General features: G+C 61.7%; 10 protein-coding genes. 9 read left to right on the forward strand and 1 reads right to left on the reverse strand.

The genetic code is table 11. The annotated features are described in order from the left end of the window. Window positions 1-192 precede the first annotated feature (192 nt). From AC07XZ_RS23970 to AC07XZ_RS24010, 9 genes are all read left to right on the forward strand, one after another. Window positions 193-1,218, forward strand: a complete 1,026-nt coding sequence (locus AC07XZ_RS23970) for an NAD(P)H-dependent glycerol-3-phosphate dehydrogenase (RefSeq protein ID WP_085745090.1) — start codon at window positions 193-195, stop codon at window positions 1,216-1,218. A gap of 18 nt (window positions 1,219-1,236) precedes the next feature. Beyond that, window positions 1,237-1,584, forward strand: a complete 348-nt coding sequence (locus AC07XZ_RS23975; protein WP_085745089.1) for a DUF4389 domain-containing protein — start codon at window positions 1,237-1,239, stop codon at window positions 1,582-1,584. Further along, window positions 1,581-2,033, forward strand: coding sequence for a phosphohistidine phosphatase SixA (gene sixA / locus AC07XZ_RS23980; RefSeq protein WP_007957806.1), 453 nt, complete (start codon window positions 1,581-1,583; stop codon window positions 2,031-2,033). The genes AC07XZ_RS23975 and sixA overlap by 4 nt, the downstream gene beginning before the upstream one ends. 81 nt (window positions 2,034-2,114) lie before the next feature. After that, window positions 2,115-3,770, forward strand: coding sequence for an AMP-binding protein (locus tag AC07XZ_RS23985; RefSeq protein ID WP_102688131.1), 1,656 nt, complete (start codon window positions 2,115-2,117; stop codon window positions 3,768-3,770). Between the two features lie 31 nt (window positions 3,771-3,801). Beyond that, window positions 3,802-4,245, forward strand: a complete 444-nt coding sequence (locus AC07XZ_RS23990) for a hotdog fold thioesterase (RefSeq protein ID WP_102688130.1) — start codon at window positions 3,802-3,804, stop codon at window positions 4,243-4,245. A gap of 118 nt (window positions 4,246-4,363) precedes the next feature. Continuing rightward, window positions 4,364-5,170 (forward strand): alpha/beta fold hydrolase, encoded by an 807-nt coding sequence (locus AC07XZ_RS23995; RefSeq protein WP_085745087.1) that lies wholly within the window; start codon window positions 4,364-4,366, stop codon window positions 5,168-5,170. Beyond that, window positions 5,167-6,021: an alpha/beta hydrolase gene (locus AC07XZ_RS24000; RefSeq protein ID WP_085607373.1), complete on the forward strand. Its 855-nt coding sequence runs from the start codon at window positions 5,167-5,169 to the stop codon at window positions 6,019-6,021. The genes AC07XZ_RS23995 and AC07XZ_RS24000 overlap by 4 nt, the downstream gene beginning before the upstream one ends. Window positions 6,022-6,148: 127 nt before the next feature. Next, complete coding sequence (locus tag AC07XZ_RS24005; protein ID WP_102688129.1) at window positions 6,149-6,955, forward strand: DUF4892 domain-containing protein; 807 nt, start codon at window positions 6,149-6,151, stop codon at window positions 6,953-6,955. Between the two features lie 70 nt (window positions 6,956-7,025). Next, window positions 7,026-8,066, forward strand: coding sequence for an AI-2E family transporter (locus AC07XZ_RS24010; protein WP_039772850.1), 1,041 nt, complete (start codon window positions 7,026-7,028; stop codon window positions 8,064-8,066). A 599-nt stretch (window positions 8,067-8,665) separates the two neighbouring features. On the opposite strand, the gene AC07XZ_RS24015 is transcribed toward AC07XZ_RS24010, so the two are convergent. After that, the coding region (locus tag AC07XZ_RS24015; protein WP_173892798.1) for an EF-hand domain-containing protein at window positions 8,666-9,034 on the reverse strand (369 nt) is incomplete at its 5' end.

Raw genomic sequence — 9,034 nt, forward strand, 5'->3', positions numbered from 1 at the left:
CGCAGCCTTGATAGCAAAGAATTGGCGCATGTTAACTGAGGTCGACGACTTTTCCAGTCACGTTGCAGGCATTTTCCTCGGTTTTATTGGTCTTCTTCCTACAAGTGCGGGTAATTGACGCCGGGGCTGTCCGAGAAGGGGACGCTCCGTATAATGCCGGCATCGCCACTGGTATGGATTAACGGATTACATATGACTGAACAGCGCCCGATTGCGGTCCTGGGAGGCGGAAGTTTCGGTACCGCCGTGGCCAATCTGTTGGCCGAGAACGGCCATCAAGTCCGGCAGTGGATGCGTGACCCCGAGCAGGCCGAGGCCATCCGGGTCAATCGCGAGAACCCGCGTTACCTCAAAGGCATCAAGATTCTGCCGGGCGTGACCGCGGTCACCGACCTGCAGGAAACCCTCGACGCCTGCGATTTGTGTTTCGTCGCGTTGCCGTCCAGCGCGCTGCGTACGGTGTTGGCGGCGCACGCCGAACGCCTGAGCGGCAAGATGCTGGTCAGCCTGACCAAGGGCATCGAAGCCCACACCTTCAAACTGATGAGCCAGATTCTCGAAGAGATCGCCCCGCAGGCTCGCATCGGCGTGCTGTCCGGGCCGAACCTCGCGCGGGAAATCGCCGAGCACGCGCTGACCGCCACTGTGGTTGCCAGCGAAGACGAAGAACTCTGCAAAGCCGTGCAGGCCGCATTGCATGGCCGCACTTTCCGCGTCTACGCCAGCGCCGACCGTTTCGGCGTGGAGCTGGGCGGTGCCCTGAAAAACGTCTACGCAATCATTGCCGGCATGGCGGTGGCGCTGGAGATGGGCGAGAACACCAAGAGCATGCTGATCACCCGCGCCCTGGCCGAAATGACCCGGTTTGCGGTGAATCAGGGCGCCAACCCGATGACCTTCCTCGGTCTGGCCGGTGTCGGCGACCTGATCGTCACTTGCTCGTCGCCGAAAAGCCGCAACTACCAGGTCGGTTTCGCCCTTGGTCAGGGCTTGAGCCTCGACGAAGCGGTGTCGCGCCTGGGTGAAGTGGCCGAAGGCGTCAACACCCTGAAAGTGCTCAAGGCCAAGGCTCAGGAGGTTGGCGTCTACATGCCGCTGGTCGCCGGACTGCATGCAATCCTGTTCGAAGGGCGCACGCTTGAGCAGGTGATCGGTCTTCTGATGAGAGGCGAGCCGAAAACCGATGTCGACTTTATTTCCACCAGTGGTTTCAACTGATTCAGCAGGGAGCAGGCCATGAACGATCCGAAAACCGAAGCCAAATATGAATCCATCCTCCTGCGGGTGTTGTGGATGATTGTTTACATCCTGGTCTGGCAGGTAGCGCAGTTCATCCTCGGCGCGGTGGTGCTGGTGCAGTTGATCTATCGTTTGATCTATGGCGCCCCGAGCGCCAGCCTGATGAATTTCGGCGACAGCCTGAGCCAGTTTCTGGCGCAGATCGGCCGTTTCGGCAGTTTCCACAGCGACCAGAAACCCTGGCCGTTCGCCGACTGGCCAACACCGCGTACTCCGGAAGGTGAAGCGCCACACGTTGTCGCGCCGGCACCGCATCCGGCCCGGGATGAGGAACCCAAGCTATGAAACTCTGGGTATTGCGTCACGGTGAGGCCGAGCCCTATGGCTCGCGCCCAGACTCCGAGCGGGAACTGACCGCCCACGGTCGCAAGGAAGTGTTGAGCAGCGCGGCCCGCTTGATGGGCCAGCCGCTGACCGCCATTTACGCCAGCCCGTACCTGCGGGCGCAGCAGACCGCGCAACTGGTGCGCGAAGCTCTCGGCTTCGAGCCGGAGATCCGCACGGTCGAGTGGCTGACCCCGGAAGTTGACCCGGACCGCGTGGCCGAGCAACTGGTGTCGGTGAGCAACGTGCTGCTGGTCAGCCATAACCCGTTGGTGGGAAACCTGCTCAGCTACCTGCAACACGGTGCGGGTTACCCACCAGAAAAGGTCAGCACCGCCGGGCTTGCCGAGCTCGAACACAGCGAATTGCTGATCGGTTCGATGACGCTCAACAGCCTTAAACATCCCTGAAATTTTTTGTACGAAATAGTCAACCAAGCACTTGCTTGGTTGACTACGCTTGCTCCAGACCAAAAAACAGGAGCGAGTCGAATGTCTTCCGCCTTCCGTTTGCCGCTGGACGTGTTTTACGAACGCGAGGCCCGGCACCCGCGTCAGCGTTTTCTGGTGCAGCCGATTGGCGGCGGGCAGGTCGAGACACTGACCTGGGCCGACGTCGGCCATCAGGCCCGCTGCGCCGCGCACTGGCTGCGCTCCCGGGAATTGCCGCAAGGCAGCCACATCGCCCTGATCTCGAAAAACTGCGCGCACTGGATCATCGCTGATCTGGCGATCTGGATGGCCGGGCATGTCTCGGTGCCGCTCTATCCGAACCTCACCGCCGAATCGGTGAATCAGGTGCTCACCCACTCGGAAAGCGTGCTAGCGTTCATCGGCAAACTCGATGACTGGCCGGGCATGTCGCCGGGTGTACCGGCCGGCCTGACCACCGTCAGCCTGCCGCTGCATCCGCCGGGCACATTCGATTTCAACTGGGATGACCTGCAACGCAGCTCGCCGATCCAGGACGATCCGTGTCCCGCCGCCGAACAACTGGCGACCATCATTTACACCTCCGGCACCACCGGCCTGCCCAAGGGCGTTATGCACAGCTTCGCCAATCTCGGGTTCGCGACGACGCGCGGCACGCAGCTGTTCGGGCTCAATGAGCACGACCGGCTGCTGTCGTATCTGCCGCTATGCCATGTGGCTGAACGGATGTTCGTCGAACTGGCGTCGATCTACACCGGGCAGACTGTGTTTTTCGCCGAGAGCCTCGATACCTTTCTCGCCGATCTCAAGCGGGCGCGGCCGACGGCGATGTTCGGGGTGCCGCGGATCTGGACCAAGTTCCAGATGGGCGTCTACAGCAAGATCCCGGCAAAACGTCTGGATTTCCTGCTCGGTCTGCCCTTTATCGGCAAACGGATCGGCCACAAGGTATTGGCGGGGTTGGGGCTGGATGCGTTGCGCGTGGCGCTGTCCGGTGCGGCGCCGGTGCCGCTGACCCTGTTGCGCTGGTATCAGAAACTCGGGCTCGACGTGCTGGAGGTCTACGGCATGACCGAAAGCTGCGGGTATTCGCACATCTGCCTGCCGGGGCAATACAAGGAAGGCTGGATCGGCCGGCCATGCCCCGACGTGGAAGTGCGGATCGACGAGTCCGGCGAAGTGCAGGTGCGCAGCCAGGCGAACATGCTCGGCTATTTCAAGGAACCGCAGAAAACCGCCGAGACCCTCACCGAAGACGGCTTCCTGCGCACCGGCGACAAGGGCGAACAGGACGCCGAAGGGCGCTTGCGCCTGACCGGGCGGCTCAAGGAAATCTTCAAGACCAGCAAGGGCAAGTACGTCGCCCCGGCGCCGATCGAAAATCGGCTGGCGGTGCATTCGCGGATCGAACAAGTCTGCGTGGTCGGCGATGGCCTGAGTGCGCCGCTGGGGTTGTGCGTGCTCTCGGCGGTGGGCCGGGAAGAGCCCCGCGCGCCGCTGCATTCGAGCCTGGAAAAACTGCTGGAGGAGGTCAACGCCGTGCTCGACAAGCACGAGCGCCTGCGCCGGCTGGTAGTGGTCAAGGACAGCTGGGCGGTGGAGAACGGCTTCCTCACGCCGACTTTGAAGATCAAACGCAACATCATCGAAGACACCTACGGAGCACGTTTCGAAGAATGGAGCGAGCGCAGCGAGGCGGTGCTGTGGCAGGATTGAGCGTCGATCAAAACAACAAAGGAAGCCTGCGATGACCTTGTGGCGCACCACTCCGAACATCGAGCAGTTGAACGCAATCCAGAAAAACACCATCGGCGAAGTGCTGGACATCCGCTTCGAGTCCTTCGACGAAGAATCCCTGACGGCCAGCATGGTCATCGACCATCGCACCCATCAGCCTTACGGCCTGCTGCACGGCGGCGCCTCGGTGGTGCTGGCCGAGAGCGTCGGCTCGATGGCCAGTTACCTGTGCATCGACGCCAGCAAGTTCTATTGCGTGGGCTTGGAAATCAACGCCAACCACTTGCGCGGCTTGCGCAGCGGACGAGTGACGGCGGTGGCCAAACCGATTCACATCGGCCGCACCACCCACGTCTGGGACATCCGTCTGACCAGCGATGAAGGCAAGGCCAGTTGTGTGTCGCGCCTGACCATGGCGGTTGTTCCACTTGGGGAACAACCGCCGGCGCGTTGATGGCCGAAGCGTCATAGCCCTGACCGGACTGTCATCATTCCTGGCAGTTACGGTCATTGCTGAAGGACGCGGTCTTACGGACAATCAACGCCTGTTTTCCGCTCATGGATTTGCCGGTATGTCGCAACCGATCTTCTTCGCCCACGCCAATGGTTTCCCTTCGGGTACCTACGGCAAACTGTTCGCGGCGCTGGCGCCCGAGTACCGGGTCGCGCATCTGGAACAACACGCCCATGACCCGCGTTTCCCGGCGGGTGACAACTGGTACCACCTGGTCGACGAACTCATCCATCACCTGCAACAGCAAGATGAGCCGGTGTGGGGCGTCGGCCATTCCTTCGGCGGCATGTTGCATTTGCACGCTGCACTGCGTTGCCCTGAACTGTATCGGGGCGTGGTGATGCTCGACTCGCCGGTGCTGACCCGCACCGATCAATGGGTGATCCGCGCCGCCAAGCGCTTTGGTTTCATCGACAAACTGACCCCGGCCGGTCGCACGCTGGGACGCCGCGAAGAGTTTGCCGATCTGGACAGCGCCCGAGGTTATTTTGCCGGCAAAACCCTGTTCCGCAGCTTTGATCCGGAATGTTTCGATGCCTACTTGCAGCACGGCCTGCACAAGGTCGGCGACAAGTTGCGCCTGCGCTTCGATCCTGCGACCGAGATCAGCATCTATCGCGGCGTGCCGCACACCAGTCCTGCGCATACCCGGCAATTGAAAGTGCCGCTGGCGGTGGTACGTGGACACAAGAGCCGCGTGGTGATGAACCACCACACCCGCTTCGTCGGACGCCTGCCTCAGGGCGAGGCGCTGACCGTGCCCGGCGGGCACATGTTTCCGCTTGAGCGCCCGCAGGACACCGCACAATTACTGAAAAACCTGTTCGATCGCTGGGAGCGCCGGCAAGACAAGGATTGCGCATGAACCCCGGCGTCGAAGAAGTGCGCCTGAGCCTGCCGCATATCGAACTGGCAGCGCACCTGTTCGGCCCGGAAGACGGGTTACCGGTGATCGCCCTGCACGGCTGGCTGGACAACGCCAACAGCTTCGCGCGCCTGGCGCCGAAGCTCAAAGGCTTGCGCATCGTCGCGCTGGACATGGCCGGCCACGGACATTCCGGGCACCGGCCGAACGGCGCCGGTTACGCATTGTGGGATTACGCCCATGATGTGCTGCAGGTCGCCGAGCAACTGGGCTGGAAACGTTTCGGGTTGCTCGGGCATTCCATGGGCGCCATTGTTTCGCTGGTGTTGGCCGGGTCGTTGCCCGAACGCATCACCCATCTGGCGTTAATCGACGGGGTTATTCCTCCTACCGACAAAGGCGAAAATGCCGCCGAGCGTATGGGCATGGCCTTACAGGCGCAGCTCGATCTTCGGGAAAAGCGCAAACCGGTCTACAACACCCTCGACCGGGCGATCGAAGCACGGATGAAAGGGCTGGTGGCGGTCAGTCGCGAAGCCGCCGAACTGCTGGCCCAGCGCGGTCTGATGCCGGTGCCCGGCGGTTACACCTGGCGCACCGACAACCGCCTGACTTTGCCTTCGCCGCTGCGTCTGACCCAGGAACAGGCGATGGCGTTCGTGCAGCGCATTGCCTGCCCCGCACAATTGGTGGTCGCCGCCGATGGCATGCTGGCCAAACATCCGGAGCTGCTGGAACGTCTACCCTTTGACCGGGAACAGCTGCCGGGCGGGCATCATCTGCACCTGAACGATGAGGCCGGGGCCGACCTTGTCGCAGACTGTTTCAATCGGTTCTTCGCCATTCCTTGACTTGCTCCCGGCAACTGTCGAGGCTGGGCAGGTTGAAATGGGAGACAACCAAGATGGATTTCTACACCGCTGCGACTTCGAACTGCCCTCAAGGCACCCTGGCCATGCCCCTGCGATGAGCCTGTCCATGCGATCTATCAGTCTGCTGGCGCTGTGCTGTTTCAGTCCCTTTCTATTCGCTGCCGACCTGCCGGGCAGTCAGGACCTGCCGATCGTGCCGCGTCTGGCCGATGCGCAGATCGTCGACTATCGCCCTGCCGTGGAGCTGGAGCGGATCTACCCGCTCGGCTCGATCCGCAAGATCAGCGGCCAGTTGCGTTTTGACGGCCAGGTCAGTGCCCGGGGGCAAACCACCTCGGTGACCTACGAATTGCCGCCGGAACATTCCGCCACCGAAGCCTTCACTCTCGCTCGCGAAGCCCTGCAAAAACAGGACGCCCAGCTGTTGTTCTGGTGCCAGGCCCGGGATTGCGGCGAGAGCAGCCTGTGGGCCAATGAGGTGTTCGGCAACGCCAAGCTGTACGGTGCCGACGAGCAGCAGGCCTATCTGCTGCTGAGGCTCGCGGCCCCGCGCGACAACACGCTGGTGGCGCTGTACAGCATCACCCGCGGCAATCGCAAAGCTTATCTGCACGTTGAACAGTTTGAAGCACTGGCACCGCTCGGTGAGCTGCTGCCGACCTCGGCCACGCTGTTGCGGGAACTGAAAAGCACCGGCGAACTGGATTTTCCAAAACTGGCCGGCGATCCGGATGACACCTGGCTGCGCTTGCTGTCCCGTGGCTTGAACCTCGACACCACGTTGCGGGTGACGGTGTCCGGACCCAAGGCCGAGGCCTGGCGGCAGGCGCTGATCGGGCAGGGCGTGCGCGCCGCGCGAATGGAAACCGGCAGTGTCGACGGCGAAGGTCTGCGCATCGATCTGTTGCGATAAGGTGTCTTTGGCGGACACGCTCGACGTGTTCGCCTACTCTTTGCCTGACTGATTTTTTTCGAGATTTCACATGCCCAATAATGATCGTCTGCTGGTGCAGATCCTGTTGCTGGTGTTGTTTGGTGCCAGTTTCTGGGTGATGGCGCCGTTCTGGTCGGCGCTGTTCTGGGGCGCGGTGCTGGCGTTTGCCAGCTGGCCGCTGATGCGCTTGCTGACCCGCTGGCTCAATGGCCGGGAATCCCTCGCGGCCCTGGTTCTGACCATGGGCTGGATGTTGCTGGTAGCGGGGCCGCTGGTGTGGCTCGGCTTTAATCTGGCCGATCACGTGCGTGACGCTACGGCGTTCATCAAGGATGTGCAGGTCGACGGGCTGCCCGAGGCACCGAGCTGGCTGGGTGGCGTGCCGTTGGTGGGTGAGCGTCTTGTCGGGATCTGGAACAGCATCGATCAGCAGGGCGCGGCGCTGATGGTGACTGTAAAACCCTATCTGGGGCAGGTCGGCAACTGGTTGCTGGCGCGCAGTGCGCAGATCGGCAGCGGGATTCTCGAGCTGACCCTGAGCATTGTCTTCGTGTTCTTTTTCTACCGCGACGGGCCGCGACTGGCGGCGTTCGTGCACAGTCTGCTGGAGCGCCTGATCGGTGACCGGGCCGGGTACTACATCGATCTGGTGGCCGGTACGGTGCAGCGGGTGGTCAACGGGGTGATCGGTACGGCGGCGGCGCAAGCGGTGCTGGCGCTGATCGGGTTCCTGATTGCCGGGGTGCCGGGGGCGCTGGTGCTGGGGATCGTGACGTTCTTGCTCAGTCTGATTCCGATGGGGCCGCCGCTGGTGTGGATTCCGGCCACGGCGTGGCTGGCCTGGAAGGGCGAGTACGGGATGGCGGTGTTTCTCGGGATCTGGGGGACGTTCATCATCAGTGGCGTGGATAACGTGCTCAAGCCGTATCTGATCAGCCGGGGCGGGAATCTGCCGTTGGTGATTGTGTTGCTTGGGGTGTTTGGCGGGTTGATTGCGTTTGGGTTTATCGGGTTGTTTATTGGGCCTACGCTTTTGGCTGTTGCTTATAGTTTGTTGACGGATTGGAGTAAGAGTCAGGCTCGGGTTTGAGGCTTTTGACTTGGCGGCCTTTGGGCCGACCAGGCTCTTTGGGATTGGGTGAATATCCGTTTCTTCGGGTGTTGCCGCTGGCGGTTTCGCTTTTACAGCGACTCCCTTTGGCAAACGCCCCAAAGGAAGCAAAGGTCTTGGCCCCTGCGTTCGGCGCCTCGCTGTGGCTCGGCGTTCCTTCGCTCCGGGATTCATCCGGGGGCATCGCCTCCGGTTTGCTTCGCTGCACCTCCTCTCGATGTGTTTGGCTCCGCCAAACGGCGCTACGCGCCCACCCCCGGATAAATCCCTCCACTCAGCCTTCCGAAGGGGCCGGCACGTCAAAAGCTTTACTCGAGCTAACGCTCATTGTGTTGAGTGGTGGGAGGCCAAAGCCAAAGCAGGAGTGGGGTTGTATGTGCTTTAAACCTGAGTTCACCTCGGTATTTCACGTCGGTGTAGTTCGCTTAAACACCTCGGTCAGTCCCCTCTCCCTCTGGGAGAGGGCTAGGGTGAGGGCCGCTTTGATGACACACCGCAGAGCCAAAGCAAACCACTCACCCAGCCAGAGTTAATCGCCCCTCAAGTCTTGACCCGAGAGCGATCCTCTTCACCCAATCTCAAGTCGCCACATTCAAATACTTGCCCACCGACGCGGTGCTTTCTAGCGAGTACTGCTTGCTCAGATTGGCAATCATGCGGTTCAGCGCTTCGGTTGTGGTTTGAGTATTGCTGGCAGTTTGTTCGTCATCCGGGCGTTCGCGACCTGCATGCAGTGCAGCTTTCAGTTCGTCGCTGCTGACGCCTCCGCTGCTGTCGCTGTCCAGAACCTTGAGCAGGGCGGTGGCGGTGTCGGTGTTGTTTGAGGAGGTGCTGTCGCTGGTCTGCAACGCGCTGTTCAGTTCGGTGGCGGTAACAGTGCCGTCGCCGTCTGCATCGAGCTGGCTGAAGAGTTCGTCGCTGGAGGCTTGCGGTGGTGGGGGTGGCGG

This window comes from Pseudomonas sp. GW458-11-26-14-LB4 (assembly GCF_059423925.1).